The organism is Aeromonas sp. QDB62, assembly GCF_027705695.1.
Lineage (GTDB): Bacteria > Pseudomonadota > Gammaproteobacteria > Enterobacterales > Aeromonadaceae > Aeromonas > Aeromonas allosaccharophila.
Genome location: NZ_JAPDCD010000036.1, coordinates 19,502 through 34,208, shown reverse-complemented (window position 1 = coordinate 34,208; position 14,707 = coordinate 19,502). Strand labels below are relative to the sequence as shown.

The 14,707-nt window shown below is 60.7% G+C and carries 15 protein-coding genes; 10 read left to right on the top strand and 5 right to left on the bottom strand.

The features are described 5' to 3' along the window. Positions 1-23: 23 nt before the first annotated feature. The 8 genes from nudC to OKC27_RS16880 all read left to right on the top strand — a co-directional run bounded on the left by nudC (position 24) and on the right by OKC27_RS16880 (position 8,855). The gene (nudC, locus tag OKC27_RS16915; RefSeq protein WP_075113151.1) at positions 24-803 is read left to right on the top strand and encodes an NAD(+) diphosphatase; all 780 of its coding nucleotides are present in this window, start codon (positions 24-26) and stop codon (positions 801-803) included. A gap of 182 nt (positions 804-985) precedes the next feature. After that, the gene (gene hemE / locus OKC27_RS16910) at positions 986-2,053 is read left to right on the top strand and encodes a uroporphyrinogen decarboxylase (RefSeq protein WP_075113152.1); all 1,068 of its coding nucleotides are present in this window, start codon (positions 986-988) and stop codon (positions 2,051-2,053) included. Positions 2,054-2,163: 110 nt separating this feature from the next. After that, a complete protein-coding gene (locus OKC27_RS16905; RefSeq protein ID WP_075113153.1) occupies positions 2,164-3,093 on the top strand; it encodes an ROK family protein in 930 nt (309 codons plus the stop codon). 60 nt (positions 3,094-3,153) lie between these two features. After that, entirely contained in the window at positions 3,154-4,164 is a 1,011-nt protein-coding gene (epd, locus tag OKC27_RS16900; RefSeq protein ID WP_075113154.1) for an erythrose-4-phosphate dehydrogenase, read from the top strand. A 61-nt stretch (positions 4,165-4,225) separates the two neighbouring features. Then, positions 4,226-5,389 carry a phosphoglycerate kinase gene (locus OKC27_RS16895; protein ID WP_075113155.1) on the top strand — a complete coding sequence of 388 codons (1,164 nt, stop codon included), beginning with the start codon at positions 4,226-4,228 and terminating at the stop codon, positions 5,387-5,389. 115 nt (positions 5,390-5,504) lie between these two features. Continuing rightward, a complete protein-coding gene (fbaA, locus tag OKC27_RS16890) occupies positions 5,505-6,584 on the top strand; it encodes a class II fructose-bisphosphate aldolase (RefSeq protein WP_042062080.1) in 1,080 nt (359 codons plus the stop codon). 159 nt (positions 6,585-6,743) lie between these two features. Next, a complete protein-coding gene (locus OKC27_RS16885) occupies positions 6,744-8,048 on the top strand; it encodes an NAD(P)/FAD-dependent oxidoreductase (protein ID WP_148140687.1) in 1,305 nt (434 codons plus the stop codon). Positions 8,049-8,384: 336 nt separating this feature from the next. Then, on the top strand, positions 8,385-8,855 hold the full coding sequence (locus tag OKC27_RS16880) for a hypothetical protein (protein ID WP_270806518.1): 471 nt from the start codon (positions 8,385-8,387) through the stop codon (positions 8,853-8,855). A 54-nt stretch (positions 8,856-8,909) separates the two neighbouring features. Here the strand turns inward: OKC27_RS16880 and OKC27_RS16875 are convergent, their stop codons facing one another. The 3 genes from OKC27_RS16875 to cutA form a co-directional block, all read right to left on the bottom strand. Beyond that, entirely contained in the window at positions 8,910-9,323 is a 414-nt protein-coding gene (locus OKC27_RS16875) for a hypothetical protein (RefSeq protein ID WP_182938147.1), read from the bottom strand. A 132-nt stretch (positions 9,324-9,455) separates the two neighbouring features. Further along, positions 9,456-11,246 carry a protein-disulfide reductase DsbD gene (locus OKC27_RS16870; RefSeq protein ID WP_270806517.1) on the bottom strand — a complete coding sequence of 597 codons (1,791 nt, stop codon included), beginning with the start codon at positions 11,244-11,246 and terminating at the stop codon, positions 9,456-9,458. Further along, positions 11,243-11,560: a divalent-cation tolerance protein CutA gene (cutA, locus tag OKC27_RS16865; RefSeq protein ID WP_139407258.1), complete on the bottom strand. Its 318-nt coding sequence runs from the start codon at positions 11,558-11,560 to the stop codon at positions 11,243-11,245. Before cutA ends, OKC27_RS16870 begins: the two co-directional genes overlap by 4 nt. Positions 11,561-11,803: 243 nt before the next feature. On the opposite strand from cutA, the gene OKC27_RS16860 reads away from it, so the two are divergent. Then, positions 11,804-12,160 (top strand): hypothetical protein, encoded by a 357-nt coding sequence (locus tag OKC27_RS16860; protein WP_005362699.1) that lies wholly within the window; start codon positions 11,804-11,806, stop codon positions 12,158-12,160. 149 nt (positions 12,161-12,309) lie between these two features. On the opposite strand, the gene OKC27_RS16855 is transcribed toward OKC27_RS16860, so the two are convergent. Continuing rightward, entirely contained in the window at positions 12,310-12,756 is a 447-nt protein-coding gene (locus OKC27_RS16855; RefSeq protein WP_182938145.1) for a PACE efflux transporter, read from the bottom strand. 128 nt (positions 12,757-12,884) lie between these two features. Here OKC27_RS16855 and OKC27_RS16850 point away from each other — a divergent pair, with 128 nt between their 5' ends. Then, entirely contained in the window at positions 12,885-13,766 is an 882-nt protein-coding gene (locus OKC27_RS16850; RefSeq protein WP_042080104.1) for a LysR family transcriptional regulator, read from the top strand. Positions 13,767-13,772: 6 nt separating this feature from the next. On the opposite strand, the gene ygfZ is transcribed toward OKC27_RS16850, so the two are convergent. Next, positions 13,773-14,681 (bottom strand): tRNA-modifying protein YgfZ, encoded by a 909-nt coding sequence (ygfZ, locus tag OKC27_RS16845; protein ID WP_182938144.1) that lies wholly within the window; start codon positions 14,679-14,681, stop codon positions 13,773-13,775. Positions 14,682-14,707 lie beyond the last annotated feature (26 nt).

The following is a 14,707-nucleotide window of genomic DNA, read 5'->3' as shown; positions in this document are numbered from 1 at the left end:
GTTTAAACGAGAGTGTTCATCTGATGTCATTAACCGAACAAGCCCGCTGGTTCGTGCTGGGGGGCGATCATCTGGTACTGCTCGATCATCAGGGTCAGGTGCCACAGGGCAGTAAAGCGTGTCTGCCTGCTGCGCTGGCTGACGCCCCTTTCGAGCGTTTCGACGAGTGGCAGGGATTGCCCTGCTATCTGCTGGATCTGGGTGATGATGCCGACACGAACGCCATGAGCCCGCTGCGCCAGCTGATGGTGGCGGGGGACGAGGAGGGCTTTCGCCTCGCTGGCCGCGCCTGGCAGCTGGTCACCTTCCGTCGCACCCACCGTTTCTGCGGCGAGTGCGGCGCCCCCATGACCCCGAAGGCGGGGGAGTGGGCGCAGGTGTGCCACCACGGTCACACGGCCTATCCGCGCATCTCCCCCTGCATTATCGTGGCGGTGCGCAAGGGGCCGGAGATCCTCTTGGCGGCCCATCGCCGTCACTATCAGGCGGACGATCCCATGTATACCGTGCTGGCCGGCTTTGTCGAGGCGGGGGAGAACCTCGAGCAGTGCGTGGCGCGGGAGGTGTTCGAGGAGAGCGGCATCCGGGTACGCAATGTGCGTTATGTGGCGAGCCAGCCCTGGCCCTTCCCCCACAGCCTGATGATGGGCTTCACCGCCGATTATGAGAGCGGCGAGATCAGGGTGCAGGATGACGAACTGGTGGCCGCCGATTTCTTTGCCGCAGAGCGGCTGCCGCGTTTGCCGCCCCACGGCACCATCGCTCGACGCTTGATTGAGCGTTCGCTGGCGGGCGAGGGATAACGAGGCGCTTATATTTTCGCCAACATTTTTGCACTTATTGTTACAAGCGGGACGCGCTGGTTTGCGCCCCTTCACATCTTTGCAACCGCACGCCCATTTGCCACGTTTTGGGCAGTCCGCTCCGGTGGGCAAAGTGGTATTATGGCCGCCATTTTATGCGTGATACGAACTCAGGAACTGGGATGAAAGAGCTGAAGAACGATCGATACCTGCGCGCTTTGCTGCGTCAGGACGTGGACATGACCCCGGTATGGATGATGCGCCAGGCTGGCCGTTATCTGCCGGAATACAAGGCGACTCGCGCCCAGGCGGGGGATTTCATGTCCCTGTGCCGCAATGCCGAGCTGGCCTGTGAAGTCACCCTGCAGCCGCTGCGCCGCTACCCGCTCGATGCCGCCATCCTCTTCTCCGACATCCTCACCGTGCCCGATGCCATGGGGCTGGGTCTCTGCTTCGAGCAGGGCGAAGGCCCGCGCTTCGAGCGCCCCATCAAGTCCATGGCGGACGTGCAGGCGCTACCCATCCCGGATCCGGAAGACGAGCTCGGCTACGTGATGAACGCGGTGCGCACCATTCGCCGCGAGCTGAAGGGTGAAGTGCCGCTGATCGGCTTCTCCGGCAGCCCCTGGACCCTGGCCACCTACATGGTGGAGGGGGGCAGCTCCAAGGCGTTCACCAAGATCAAACAGATGATGTATGCAGAGCCGCAGACCCTGCACCTGCTGCTGGACAAGCTGGCGGACAGCGTGATCGCCTATCTCAACGCCCAGATCAAGGCGGGTGCCCAGGCGGTCATGGTGTTCGACACCTGGGGCGGCGTGCTCACCCCGCGCGATTACCGCGACTTCTCCCTGCAGTACATGCACAAGATCGTCGATGGCCTGATCCGCGAGCACGATGGTCGCCGCGTGCCGGTCACCCTGTTTACCAAGAACGGCGGTCAGTGGCTGGAGCAGATCGCCGCCACCGGTTGCGATGCGCTGGGTCTGGACTGGACCACCGACATTGCCGACGCCAAGCGTCGGGTCGGTGACAAGGTGGCGCTGCAGGGCAACATGGATCCCTCCATGCTCTACGCCACTCCCGCTCGTATCCGTGAAGAGGTCGCCTCCATTCTGGCCGGTTTCGGTCAGGGCAACGGCCACGTCTTCAACCTGGGTCACGGCATCCATCAGGATGTGAACCCGGAGCACGCCGGCGTGTTCGTCAACGCGGTACATGAGCTCTCCGCCCAGTACCACGGCCGCTAAGGCCGGGGCGAGCGAAGAGAAACTGATTGATATCCGGGGCCGCAAGGCCCCGTTTTACATTTAAAAAGGCGCCGCGACGACGAGAGCATGGCGCCTGTGCAGGAGGCAAGATGAGCAGCAAGTCACTGGATTGGGGTATCGATCTTGGCGGTACCAAGTGTGAATGTGTGGTGCTGGATGGCGACGAGGTGCTGCTGCGCCACCGCATCCCCACCGAGCGGGCTGGTGGTTATGAGCACATGATCGGCCAGATCGCCAAGCTGGTAGCGCAGTGCGCCGAGAAGATTGGCCAGCGCCCGACCGTCATCGGCATGGGCACGCCGGGGGCGCGGGATCCGCAGACCGGTCTGATGAAGAACTGCAATACCACCGAGCTCAACGGCAAGCCGTTCAAGGAGGATCTGGAGCGCAAGCTGGGCGTGCCGGTGCTGATTGCCAACGACGCCAACTGCTTCGCGCTGGCAGAAACCCATCTGGGTGCAGTGCGCCAGCACCATCCCGATGCGAAAGTGGTATTCGGCATCATCATGGGCACCGGAGTTGGCTCCGGCATCGTCATCAACGGCCAGATCCTCAACGGCCACCACGGCATCGCCGGTGAGTGGGGCCACAACGTGCTCTCCCCCGATGGTCCCGAGTGCTACTGCGGCAAGCGTGGCTGCGTCGAGACCCTGATCAGCGGCCCGGCGCTGGAGGCCTGGTACGAAGCCAAGGCCAAGCGTCATCTTTCGCTGGCCCAAATCGCGGCGGCCACCGCTTACGATCATGTGGCCAAGCTCACCATCGACCGGCTGCACCTGTTGTTTGGTCAGGCGCTGGCCAACGTGGTCAACATTCTCGACCCGGATGTGATCGTCATCGGCGGCGGGGTGGGCAATGTGCAGAGCCTTTACAGCGCCGGACGGCAGACTATTTTGCCCTTCCTCTTTAATCCCCGCTTCGCAACCCCCATTATTGCTCCTGCCCTTGGCGACAGTGCCGGGGTATTCGGGGCCGCACTGCTGGCCCGCGGTGAATTCAAGGAGGCCCTGCTGTCGTAGCCGGGGCTCCCGGGCGGCCGGTGCGTCGCCCTGTTGCTGGTTCAAGGAAACGGATTCTCGATGATCAAGATTGCCATCAATGGTTACGGGCGGATCGGTCGCAACGTGTTGCGAGCCCTCTATGAAAGCGGGCGCGACGAGACCATCAAGATCGTCGCCATCAACGAGCTGGCGGCCCCCGAGGCCATGGTGCACCTGACCCGTTACGATACCAGTCACGGTCGCTTCCACCATCCGGTGCAACTGGCGGGCAGCAGCATGCTGGTGGGGGAGGATCTCATCTCCCTGTTTGCCGAGCGGGATCCGTCAAAGCTGCCGTGGCGGGCGCTGGGGGTGGATGTGGTGCTCGATTGCACCGGGGTGTTCGGCTCGCGGGCCGATGCCGAGCTGCATCTGGCGGCGGGGGCGGGCAAGGTGCTCTTCTCCCATCCGGCCGATGCGGATGTGGATGCCACCGTGGTCTACGGGGTCAACCATCAGGTGCTGACGGGGCGTGAGCGGATCGTCTCCAACGCCTCCTGTACCACCAACTGCGTGGTGCCGGTGATTGAAACATTGCATCGAGAATTTGAGATAAATTGTGGTACTATTACGACAATTCATTCGGCCATGCATGATCAGCAAGTCATCGATGCCTACCACAGTGACTTGCGCCGAACCCGCGCTGCCAGTCAGTCCATCATTCCGGTGGATACCAAGCTGGCAAAGGGGCTGGAGCGTATCCTGCCCCACTTCGCCGGCAAGTTCGAGGCGATTGCGGTACGGGTGCCGACCATCAATGTAACAGCGATGGATCTCAGTATTACTGTTCGTAAAAAAGTGACAGTTACTGACGTAAATCAAGCCCTGCAACGGGCATCCAGAGGTACATTACACGGTATTCTGGATTACACGGAAGAGCCTTTGGTCTCCGTAGACTTCAATCATGATGCACACTCCTGCATCATTGATGGTACCCAGACCCGGGTGAGCGATGCCAACCTCGTCAAGATGTTGATGTGGTGCGATAACGAATGGGGCTTCGCAAACCGGATGCTGGATACCACCCGGGCCATGATGGCCGCAGGCTGAGCCTGCCCCGGGCGAATAGGTTACTGTTTTTAACATTACCTGAAAATATAGAGGACTGAATATGTCTGTTATCAAGATGACTGACCTGGATCTGGCGGGTAAACGCGTTCTGATCCGTGCTGACCTGAACGTACCGGTAAAAGACGGCAAGGTCACCTCCGATGCACGTATCGTTGCGACTCTGCCGACCATCAAGCTGGCTCTGGAAAAAGGCGCCAAGCTGATGATCACCTCCCACCTGGGTCGTCCGACCGAGGGTGAATACAACGAAGAATTCTCCCTGGCTCCGGTTGTCAACTATCTGAAAGACGCTCTGTCCTGCCCGGTTCGCCTGGCCAAGGATTACCTGGATGGCGTAGAAGTCGCCGCCGGTGAGCTGGTTGTGCTGGAAAACTGCCGTTTCAACAAAGGCGAGAAGAAGAACACCGAAGAGCTGGCCAAAAAATACGCCGCCCTGTGTGACGTCTTTGTAATGGATGCGTTCGGTACAGCTCACCGCGCCGAAGGTTCCACCTACGGTGTGGCCCAGTTCGCGCCGGTTGCTTGTGCCGGTCCGCTGTTGGCGGGTGAACTGGAAGCCCTGGGCAAAGCCATGCTGAAGCCCGAGCGCCCGATGGTTGCCATCGTTGGCGGCTCCAAGGTCTCCACCAAGCTGACCGTTCTGGAATCCCTCTCCAAGATCGCTGACCAGCTGGTTGTCGGTGGTGGCATCGCCAACACCTTCATCGCTGCTGCCGGTCACAACGTCGGCAAGTCCCTGTGCGAGCACGACCTGATCGACACCGCCAAGAAACTGGCTGCCGAGACTAACATTCCGGTGACCACCGACGTGGTTGTCGGTGCCGAGTTCTCCGAGTCCACTCCGGCTACCATCAAGTCTGTTGCTGATGTGACCGACGGCGACATGATCTTCGACATCGGCCCTGACTCTGCCAAGGCCCTGGCTGACATCATCATGAACGCCAAGACCATCCTGTGGAACGGCCCGGTCGGTGTATTCGAGTTCGACCAGTTCGCTGAAGGCACCAAGATCATCGCCGAAGCCATCGCTGCTTCTCCGGCCTTCTCCATCGCTGGCGGTGGTGACACCCTGGCTGCCATCGACAAGTTCGGCATCGCTGACAAAGTCTCCTACATCTCCACTGGCGGCGGCGCCTTCCTGGAGTTCGTAGAAGGCAAGGTTCTGCCGGCTGTTGAGATTCTGGAACAGCGCGCCAAAGCCTAATTGACCCGAGACGGGGGGCAAAAGCCTCCCGTTTCGTTTATCATGTGCCCGCTGTGCCGGTTCATGATGAACCCCCCATTTTTTATTAACGGCATACGAGACAGGACGATTAAACATGTCTAAGAAAATTTTCGACTTCGTAAAACCCGGCGTGATCACTGGTGATGACGTTCAGAAAGTGTTCGCCATCGCTAAAGAGAACGGCTTTGCTCTGCCGGCCGTAAACTGCGTTGGTACCGACTCCGTTAACGCCGTACTGGAAGCTGCCGCCAAGGTTAAAGCGCCGGTTATCGTTCAGTTCTCCAACGGTGGTGCCGTGTTCACCGCCGGTAAGGGCCTGAAGCTGGAAGGCCAGAAAGCCGCCATCCTGGGTGCTATCTCCGGTGCCAAGCACGTTCACGCCGTTGCCGAAGCCTACGGTGTTCCGGTTATCCTGCACACCGACCATGCTGCCAAGAAGCTGCTGCCGTGGATCGACGGTCTGCTGGACGCGGGCGAGAAGCACTTTGCTGAAACCGGCAAGCCGCTGTTCTCCTCCCACATGCTGGACCTGTCCGAAGAGTCTCTGGAAGAGAACATCGACATCTGCTGCGAGTACCTGACCCGCATGGCCAAGATGAACATGACTCTGGAGCTGGAACTGGGTTGCACCGGTGGCGAAGAAGACGGCGTCGACAACAGCCACATGGATCAATCTGCTCTGTACACCCAGCCGGAAGATGTGGCTTACGCTTACGAGCGTCTGTCCAAGATCAGTCCGCGTTTCACCATCGCTGCCTCCTTCGGCAACGTACACGGTGTCTACAAGCCGGGTAACGTCAAGCTGACCCCGTCCATCCTGGACGCTTCCCAGAAGTACGTTTCCGAGAAGTTTGGCATCCCTGCCAAGTCTCTGGACTTCGTATTCCACGGTGGTTCAGGTTCCACTCTGGAAGAGATCCGCGAGTCCATCTCCTACGGCGTAGTGAAGATGAACATCGACACCGACACCCAGTGGGCAACTTGGGAAGGTCTGCTGAACTTCTACAAGAAGAACGAAGCTTACCTGCAAGGCCAGCTGGGCAACCCGGAAGGCGCCGACAAGCCGAACAAGAAGTTCTACGATCCGCGCGTATGGCTGCGTGAAGGTCAGACTTCTATGATCGCTCGTCTGGAGAAAGCATTCTCCGACCTGAACGCCATCGACGTACTGTAATTCGTTACCGTACCTTGATTGCATGAAAAGGCGCCCTTCGGGGCGCCTTTTGCATTTCTGTGATCCGCGCAGGTTGGCGAGTGGGTGAAGAGGTGGGTATTATCGAAACAACTTTGCTTATTTTATTAAACAATTTGCCACCAAAGCAGGATGCTGAGTATGCAGGCAGGAAAGCACAACGGATATCAGGAGCACGTCGCCTCCTACTACGCGGCCACCCGCAACGACTCGCAACAGTGGCCCGAGCTGGAGGGGGAGTACAAGGCTGACGTCTGCATCATCGGTGGCGGCTTTACCGGTCTCAATACCGCCATCAATCTGGCGGATGCCGGTTACAAGGTCGCCTTGCTGGAGGCCAATCGCATCGGCTGGGGCGCTTCCGGGCGCAACGGCGGCCAGCTTATTCGCGGTATCGGCCACGACACCAGCCAGTTTGCCCGCTGGATTGGCGAGCAAGGAGTGCGCGAGCTGGATCTGATGGGGCTGGAGGCGGTGCAACTGGTGCGCGAGCGGGTCGAGCGCTTCAATATCGACTGCGATCTCACCTGGGGCTACTGCGACCTCGCGACTCGTCAGCGTCATCTGGCCAGCTTCGAGGAGGATCTCGCGCATCTGGCGAGCCTCGGCTATGAACACGAGCTGAGACTGGTCCCGCGCGAAGATATCCATAGCGTGGTGGGATCGGATCGCTATATCGGCGGCCTCATCGACATGGGCTCCGGCCATCTGCATCCCCTCAATCTGGCGCTGGGCGAGGCGCGCGCCGCCGCCAGCCTCGGGGTTTCCCTGTTTGAACACTCCAGAGTGACTCATATCGACTACGGCAAGCAGGTCGAGGTGACCACCGCCCACGGCCGGGTCACTGCCGATTATCTGGTGATTGGCTGCAACGCTTATCTCAATGATCTTAATCCGGAGCTGGGAGGACGGGTGCTGCCCGCCGGTTCTTACATCCTCGCCACCGAGGTGCTCGATCGCCGCTTGCGCCAGCGACTGCTGCCGCAAAACATGGCAGTGTGCGACCAGAACGTGGCGCTCGACTACTACCGCCTCTCCGCCGATGGCCGCCTGCTGTTTGGCGGCGCCTGCAACTATTCGGGGCGAGACCCGAAGGATATCAAGGCCTTTATGTTGCCCAAGCTGCTGCGGGTCTTCCCCGAGCTGGCCGAGACTGCCATCGAGTTCCAGTGGGGCGGGATGATCGGGATCGGCGCCAATCGGCTGCCGCAGATTGGCCGCTTGAAGGAACACCCCAACGTGCTCTACGCCCAGGCCTACTCCGGTCATGGCCTCAACGCCACCCATATGGCGGGCAAACTGGTGGCCGAGGCGATCCGTGGCGAGAGCCGGGGTTTCGATCTCTTCGCCAGCGTGCCCCATATCACCTTCCCCGGCGGTCCGGCGCTGCGCTCCCCGCTGCTGGCCCTGGGAATGTTGTGGCACCGGATGAAGGATATCTTCTGACTCCCATTTTCAGCCTGCGCAGTGATGGCTGAGCGTGGCCCCCTTGCCAGCCCCTTGTTTATAGCGGCTTGGCACTATCATCCCGCCTGATAGACCAAAAGATGCATTCACGCCAATCCCTTCCGGTTGGCGCTATCTTTTAGGTAGGAGAGTGATTCTCTGCCTGGCGGACAAGGGCGGGTCCGCTGGCCAGAAAAGGAGTGAAGGAGGGCTGAGATGGAGATAAATGTGGTCGCGTCAGGTGGGCTCAGCCCATTTGCGCAACGGCAACGTTCTCCCGCTGGGCAGGTCGCGGAGAGGGCTACGCCGTCGTCATTGGCTGGCGGTGATAGCCGGATGGTGCGCGATCTGGGCTCTGTGCTGGCCAACCTCGGGCTGTCGCCGGCAGGGGAGAACAGCGGCGGGAGCAGCATCTCAATCAGGGATTCAATGGAGGCGTTCATCAATACCATGATGGGAGCCCTGCAACAGCAGCAAGAGCAACAGCAAGCGCTGCAACAACAGCAGATGCAAGAGCAGGCACAGCGCAAGGCTGCCTTCAACACCGGTAGTGAGAGCCCGTTAAAGAGGGATGTAATGGGCCTGCTGGACAAGCTGGATCAACAGGGCGGGCAGGGAAAAGCGAGCGAGCAAGGAGCCGAGATCGAAGCGGTGAACCCCTTGCAGAGCCAGCTGACCAAGCTATTGGAGAGCAGCGGTGCGGCAGAGCGCGGGGTCACCCTCAAGGAGGTGCTGTCAGGGTTGGCCAGCAAGTTACCGAACGAACCCGCCGAGCGAAAAGGGTATCGGGTCGATACCCAGGTCTGATCTGGTTGGCAACGGCAGCCCCGTCGTTGCAGAGCGTAAGGGGCGGGAAGCCATTTATTGGGCCGGTTCGGCCAACCGCCAGCCCTGTTCGTCTTTCATCATCCACACCTCTGCCTCTTGCGGCAGCACCTGGCCCGCCTCGAACTCGCCATATTTACGCTCGAGCTCCATCAGACCCATCTCCTGCTGGAAGGGGCCAACCCGGTCGTAGACCAGATCCTCATCGTGCAACACCTGCAACTGATCGAGCCCCTGCTTGAAGTGCAGCTGGTAACTCACCTTGACCAGATAGACCCCCTCCATCCGCTCCTCCTTGCCGATGATGGTGAAGTCGCTGATCTCGAACAGGTTGGCGTCTGTCTCGGCCAGCAGCCTGGCGGTAACTTGGCTCCGGATATCCTCTTCACCGGGCCCTGCACTGCAGCCAAAAAGCCAGAGGGCTAGCAGGGGGATGAACCACTTTTTCATCAAAACTCCGGACGGGCGAGACAATCGAAGGGCAAATTTTGCCATGCTGCCGGTCATATACAAGGGATTGCCAGAAAAATCAGCGCGTAACGCATAAGGCGACCCCTGTCTGTCGACAAGGGGCGCCACTGGTCAGCGTAGCTGATCGAGCTTGCCCAGAAACTCGGTCGGCCCCATAAAGCCGGTGACCCGCTGGCCTGTCAGCTCTTTGCCCTCGCGGTCGAAGAAGATTAGGGTCGGCAACCCCAGTACATTGAGGCTGTTGAGCAGCTCGATATCGGCATCGTCGTTGGCGGTGACATCCGCCTGCAGCAACACCATCTGACCGAAGCGCTCCCGCACCGCGGGGTCGCTGAAGGTCTTGTGTTCGAACTCCTTGCAGGCGACGCACCAGTCGGCGTAGAGGTCGAGCAGCACCGGCTTGCCGCGGGCGGCGGCCAGCTGCACCTTGAGATCATCCAGCGTCTTGATGCGGACAAACTGCGGCGCCGTTTGACTGGCATCCGCCGTGACAGCAGCAGGGGCAGCCGGTTGCAGCAGATCCTTGCCCACCACCACGGCACTGATCATCGCCAGCAACAGCACGAAACCGCGCACGCTTTTGGCCACCGAGTGGGGCTGGTGCTGGTTGTGGTGAAAGAGGTAGCCGCACAGCAGCAGACCCCAGCCGAGCCATGCGAGGGCCGCAATCTGATCGCTCCAGAGCCGTGACATCAGCAGGATCGGCACCGCCAGCAGGGCAAAGCCAAACAACTGCTTGATCACGTCCATCCAGGCGCCTGCCTTGGGCAGCAGTTTACCGCCCGAGGTGCCGAGTAGCAGCAGCGGCAGCCCCATCCCCAGCGACAGGGCATAGAGCGCCGCGCCGCCGAGCCAGAGATCGCCGCTCTGGGCCACATAGATCAGCGCCCCCGAAAGTGGTGCCGTGGTGCAGGGGGAGCAAACCAGCCCGGAGATCATCCCCATGATGGTGACCCCGACCACAGAGCCGCCTTGCTGGCGGTTGGAGAGGCCGGAGAGGCGGGTTTGCAGGCTGCTCGGCAGTTGCAGGGTGTAGAGTCCGAACATGGAGAGGGCCAGCAGCACGAACATCAGCGAGAGGCCGATCAGCACATAGGGGTGTTGCAGCGCCGCCTGAAATTTCAGACCCGCCGAGGCGACCACCAACCCCAGCAAGGTGTAGGTCACCGCCATCCCCTGTACATAGACCAGGGAGAGCAGAAAGGCGCGGCCGGTGGAGAGGTGATGACCGGCGCCGGCGATGATGCCGGTCAGGATCGGGTACATGGGGAAGACGCAGGGGGTAAAGGCGAGCCCCAGCCCCAGCGCGAAGAAGGCGACGATGCTGAGCCAGAACCCCTGATGGCCGAGGGCTGCCGCCAGCTGATCCTGCTGACTCACGGGGGCGACGCTTTGTGCCGTTTCAACCGTGGACGCTGTGGTTGCCGTGACCAGCGGGGTCACATCGATCAGCTTGTCGGTCGGCGGGTAGCAGAGGCCGTCGGTGCAGCCCTGATAGCGCACCCGCAGGGTGGCGCCGTCGCCCACTTCTTTTAGCGGTACCGCGATGCTTACCTGCTGGTAGTAGACCCGGGTCTTGCCGAAGAAGTCATCCTCGTGCTCGGTGCCTTCCGGCAGGGTCGGCTCGCTGAAGGTGAGGTTGTTCCCCTTGAAGCGCAGGCTGTGGCGATAGAGATAGTAATCGTCGGCGATGTGGAGGGTCAGCAGCAGCTGATCGCCGCGCTGTTCGCTCTCGATCTGAAAGGCCTCATCGACCTGCAAAAATTTGGGTTTGGCATTGGCTTCAATGCCCAGCGAGCTGAGCAGATCGGCGCCGCTGGCGTGGGCAGGAAAGCTGCCCACCGCTGTCATCAGCAGGGCACAGAGCAGCAACAGGGGAGAGAGCAAGCGGGCGAATGTCATGCGGTCTCCCCGTTTAGCCAGTCGAGATAGGCGGGCAGTCCGGCACTCACCGGCAGGGCCAGCAGCTCGGGCACCTCATAGGGGTGATGGGCTTGAATGCATGCCTGCAGCTCGGCAAAGCGCGACTGGCGGGATTTGATGATGAGCTGAATTTCGGTGGCGCGCTCCACCTTGCCTTGCCAGCGATAGACGGAGGTGACGCCCGGCAGCTGATTGATGCAGGCGGCCAACCGCTGGTTCAGCAGCTGTTCGCAGAGAAGGTCGGCACTGGTTTGATCTGGGCAGGTGCAGAGCACCACAATGGCGTCGGTCATAAAGCGGATCTTCACCTCGTTGGGGTAAACCGGGAGGCGCCCTTGCCGTGTCATCCCTCTCTTGCGGATGAAGGTGAAAAAGCGCCCGAAAATCAGCGGCTACTATACCCCAGAGCCGCTTCAAATAGCATCTGTAGCCATTTGTGAGCCAGCGCCAAAAATTAGTGGGGGGCATGAGATAGACGCTGTCATGGGGACAGGGCAGAATGAGCGGGCTTGTTCCCAATTGACGTAAGGAAATGTATGACCCAACAGAATGAGCAGCAGAGAAACCGCATGTTGAGCCTGCTGCGCGAAGGTGAGCGCCGCATGTTGGTTCAATTGGCCGGGCTGCTGCGCACGACCGCCGATGAAATCAATGCCGAGCTGGAGAAAGAGGAGCTGATGGCCACCCTGGAGCAGCCTATCACGGTGGAGTATCTCAACGGCGTGGTGCAGCACCATCTGTTCGAGCGCAAACACAAGGGCGATATGGCGGTTGCCCAGCAGATCCTGAGCGATTATCAGAGCGAACTGGAAGCGCTGCAGGCCGCCCAGGCGCAGCCTGAAGAGGCTGCCGCTGCCGACGAGAGCGGCGAAGAGCTCAAGGCCCAGGCATGAGTGACGGGCAGGTCTGAATCCTTACTTCTGAATCAGCCGGCCTGCCCCCGCTAATCCCTCTTGCGGCCCCATCATGTCTGCCATGATGGGGCCGTATTGTTACCTCTATTGACCTTTACTTCTTGGTTCCGGTCCACCCGATTCGCGCTTTAGCGGGCACCTTGCGGCATGCCGTTCGGCACTTCGCGGGGAATGGGGAAGATCTTGTCATAGCTCAGGTTGTAGACGAAGGCATAAACCAGATAGAAGATCGCAAAGCCGAGATCCAGGAAGAAAGCCTCCAGCAGTGTAATGCCAAGCCACAAAGACATAATTGGCATGGCGGCCAGCAATAACCCCCCCTCGAAACCAATCGCATGGATCACCCGTTGCCACATGCTCTTGTGGGCATGGCCCTGAAACTTCAGCAGCAGCTTGTCGACGCCGACGTTGTAGATGTAGTTCCAGACCGTGGCGAGGATCGAGAAGAAGATCGCCAGCGGTCCCATGTGGCTGAGATGAATGCCGGTCGCCCAGCTGGCCAGTGGGGCGGCGATGAACAGGCCGATCAATTCAAAGCCGATAGCATGGCGCAGTCGATCGTTACGGGTACGCATAAGTCACTCTCTCAATCAGGTTCATTCACGAATTGCAGGTTAATCTATAGAACTTTCGCGATAGATTCATGTTGGTATCCATCGCTAAAACAGATAGATGACAAGGTGGCTTGTTGGAGGGCCATAGGATGACGCCATCACTGGAACAATTGAGGATTTTGCTGGCGGCTGCCGAAACCGGCTCTTTTTCTGCCGCCGCCCGCAAGCTGGGCAAGGCGCAGTCGGTGGTGAGCAGCGCCATCGCTAATCTGGAGATCGATCTGGCGCTCACCCTGTTTGACCGCAGCGGCCGCTATCCGCAGCTGACGGAGGCGGGCGCTCGCATGGTGCAGGAGGCGGGGATCCTGCTGGCACAGAGTGAACGGTTGCAATCCATTGCCGGGGAGCTGGCGGCCGGGGTGGAGACGCGCCTCACCCTGGCCATCGATGATGATTCTCACCTTCCCTGGCTCGGCACCCTGCTGGAGGAGTTCGCCACCCGCTATCCGACCGTGGAGCTGGAGCTGCTCTTCCCGTTGATGGAGGATGTGACCGAGATGCTGGTGACCGGCCGCGCCCAGCTTGGCATCAGTTATCAGAAGGTGCACCCTCAGCGGGAGATCGTCGCCCGTTCGCTGGGGGAGGTGACCATGCCGCTGGTGGTGTCACCGGATCATCCGCTGGCCCGCAAGCAGCCGCTGCGGGAGGTCGATCTGCAGGGCGCGCGCCAGCTGATGGTGACCGGCCGACGGGAAGGGAGCGAGCGTCAGCGCTTTCGTATCTCGGCTCAGGTGTGGTGGGTCGAGGGGGATCTCGGGGTGCTGGAGCTGGTCAAGCGGGGCCTCGGCTGGTCCGCCATTCCGGAATTTCTGCTGCATCAGCCGCTGAAGCGGGGCGAAGTGGTGGTGCTGGAGCCGGACTTTATCGCCAGCCACGCGCTGGCGCTGGAGCTGCAGTGGCATCGCGCCCGCCCGCTTGGGCAGGCGGGGCGCTGGCTGAAGGAGGCACTGCTGGCACGCGTGCCTCGCTAGCCGACCTTACTCGGTCAGGGTGTAAGGCAGGGGTTGCAGGGTGAGGCGGGAGCCTTCGTCCTGCTTGAGGCGGAATTGGGCGTCAGCCTCGGTATCTTTCGGCAGCACGGCGGTGAGCCACACCTGCCCGGCCTGTTGCCAGGCGTTGAGCACCATACCGCTACGACGCCAGTTGTCACCCAGTTGCAGTTCAAGGGTATCGCCGCTGGCGACCGGCTCGCCGGTAGTGCCTGCCAGCAGAAACATAGCGCGGTTGTTGGCGCCGCGATATTTGGCGCGTGCCACCGTCTCCTGCCCCATGTAGCAACCCTTGTTGAAGCAGATGCCATCCAGCGCCTGCAGGTTGAGCATCTGCGGGATGAACTCCCCCTGATGCACTGCTTCCATGTGCGGCAGGCCCGCCTTGATCTCGAGCCCCCACCAGAGTGACTCGTCACCTTGCGGCAGGGCGTCGGCTTGCTGATTGCTCACCAGCAGCCAGCGATCCTGTTCGATCTTCACCGCCATGCCGCCGTCGATAAGACCGCTCTGCTCAAGGCCAAACTGCGCGGCGATCCACGCATCTGTGCCCTTGCCAGCCAGACCTGTGGCGTGGCGTTCGTCGGCGGCGATCTCGACCTTGGAGAAGACGGCAAATTTCTTCAGCTCCGGCAGCTGACGCTCCAGCACCGAGGGGCTGGTCAGCAGCAGCAGGCTGTCCTCGAGGCAGAGCAGGCGGAAATTGCTCCACAACTTGCCCTTGGGATCACAATGGCCACCCGGGGTCTGTTGCCCCGGTTGCAGGGCGTTGACATCACAGGTGATCTGACCTTGCAGATATTTGACGCGATCCTGGCCGCTGATACGGGTGATGGCCAGCTTGGTCAGGGGGAAGCGGGTCGGCTCGGCAGGAAAAACAGGTGGTTGCAGGCTCACGATGGTATTCCAGAGAGAAAGTATGT

Excerpts from the sequence above, each read along its gene's own strand:
- OKC27_RS16850 (WP_042080104.1), top strand. The coding sequence starts at position 12,885 with ATGACGCCATCACTGGAACAATTGAGGATTTTGCTGGCGGCTGCCGAA.
- epd (WP_075113154.1), top strand. The coding sequence starts at position 3,154 with ATGATCAAGATTGCCATCAATGGTTACGGGCGGATCGGTCGCAACGTG.
- nudC (WP_075113151.1), top strand. The coding sequence starts at position 24 with ATGTCATTAACCGAACAAGCCCGCTGGTTCGTGCTGGGGGGCGATCAT.
- OKC27_RS16855 (WP_182938145.1), bottom strand. The coding sequence starts at position 12,756 with ATGCGTACCCGTAACGATCGACTGCGCCATGCTATCGGCTTTGAATTG.
- fbaA (WP_042062080.1), top strand. The coding sequence starts at position 5,505 with ATGTCTAAGAAAATTTTCGACTTCGTAAAACCCGGCGTGATCACTGGT.
- OKC27_RS16880 (WP_270806518.1), top strand. The coding sequence starts at position 8,385 with ATGGTGCGCGATCTGGGCTCTGTGCTGGCCAACCTCGGGCTGTCGCCG.
- OKC27_RS16885 (WP_148140687.1), top strand. The coding sequence starts at position 6,744 with ATGCAGGCAGGAAAGCACAACGGATATCAGGAGCACGTCGCCTCCTAC.
- OKC27_RS16870 (WP_270806517.1), bottom strand. The coding sequence starts at position 11,246 with ATGACATTCGCCCGCTTGCTCTCTCCCCTGTTGCTGCTCTGTGCCCTG.
- OKC27_RS16875 (WP_182938147.1), bottom strand. The coding sequence starts at position 9,323 with ATGAAAAAGTGGTTCATCCCCCTGCTAGCCCTCTGGCTTTTTGGCTGC.
- OKC27_RS16860 (WP_005362699.1), top strand. The coding sequence starts at position 11,804 with ATGACCCAACAGAATGAGCAGCAGAGAAACCGCATGTTGAGCCTGCTG.
- hemE (WP_075113152.1), top strand. The coding sequence starts at position 986 with ATGAAAGAGCTGAAGAACGATCGATACCTGCGCGCTTTGCTGCGTCAG.
- OKC27_RS16895 (WP_075113155.1), top strand. The coding sequence starts at position 4,226 with ATGTCTGTTATCAAGATGACTGACCTGGATCTGGCGGGTAAACGCGTT.
- OKC27_RS16905 (WP_075113153.1), top strand. The coding sequence starts at position 2,164 with ATGAGCAGCAAGTCACTGGATTGGGGTATCGATCTTGGCGGTACCAAG.
- cutA (WP_139407258.1), bottom strand. The coding sequence starts at position 11,560 with ATGACCGACGCCATTGTGGTGCTCTGCACCTGCCCAGATCAAACCAGT.